The following is a 991-nucleotide window of genomic DNA, read 5'->3' on the forward strand; positions in this document are numbered from 1 at the left end:
CCCCGGCCCGCTGTCCGCCACCGCCACCTCGCCCCACCGGCCGCCCGGATCGCGGCGCGTGGTCACCTGGACCCAGGCCAGGCCCTCCCCGCCCAGCACCGCCTCGAGGGCGTTCTGCAGCAGGTTGACCACCACCTGGCGGATGGCCACCGGATCCGCCCAGACCGCCAGCGGCTCCGGATGGCGATCGCTGAGCAGGCCGATCCGGTGGCGGCGGTACTCGGGGATGACCAGCTCGATCGCCTCGCCGACGAGGGTGTTGAGGTCCGCCGCCTCGCGCTCGCCGGCGTCGGAGCGCAGGAAGGCCCGCAGGCGCCGGACGACCTCGGCGGCCCGCTCGTTGCCCCGGACGACCGCCTCGAGGGCCGCGGCGACCTCCTCGCGCGGGCGGCCGGCCCGCAGCATCCGCTGCGCCCCCTGGGCGTAGCTGTTCGCCGCCGCCAGGGGCTGGTTGACCTCGTGGGCGATCCCGCCGGCGAGGCTGCTCACGGCGCCGAGCCGCCCCGCCCGGGCGAGCGTGTGCAGGTGCTCCCGCGCCTGGCGGTCGGCGCGGTCGCGCTCGCTGCGCGCCGCGGCGAGCAGCAGCCCCGTCACGCCGAGCATGGCCAGGTGGGCGTGCAGCGAGAGCAGATCGGCCACGGGGCCGACCTGGGCGAACGGCCCCTTGCCGAGCGCCGTGCAGCTGAGCGCCGCCGCGGCGACGGCGAGCACCGCGGCGCTCGTCACGGCGGGCCCGAAGCGCAGCGCCACGGCCAGGATGAGGGGGAAGACGGCGTAGGAGGCGGCGAGCGCCGCCGGCGCGCTCAGGCTCCCGCCGTGGACGGCCAGCGTGAAGGCGCCGGCGGCGGCGATCCAGGCGACCCCCTCCAGGTGGCGCACGGCGGGGCGGCCGGGCCAGCCGACGGCGAGCAGCGGCGGGGCGAGCAGGACCACCCCCATCGCCTCCGCGATCCAGGACAGGCCGAGGAGCCGCGGCAGCTCGGCGGAGAGG

1 protein-coding gene is annotated in these 991 nt (G+C 78.5%); it reads right to left on the reverse strand.

Features of this window, described 5'->3' with window-relative positions; translation table 11 throughout:
* Positions 1 to 991 (reverse strand): sensor histidine kinase (locus tag CKO13_RS12325; RefSeq protein WP_200261442.1); only part of this gene is annotated, 991 nt, incomplete at both ends.

Source organism: Halorhodospira neutriphila, from assembly GCF_016584055.1.
GTDB classification, from domain to species: domain Bacteria; phylum Pseudomonadota; class Gammaproteobacteria; order Nitrococcales; family Halorhodospiraceae; genus Halorhodospira; species Halorhodospira neutriphila.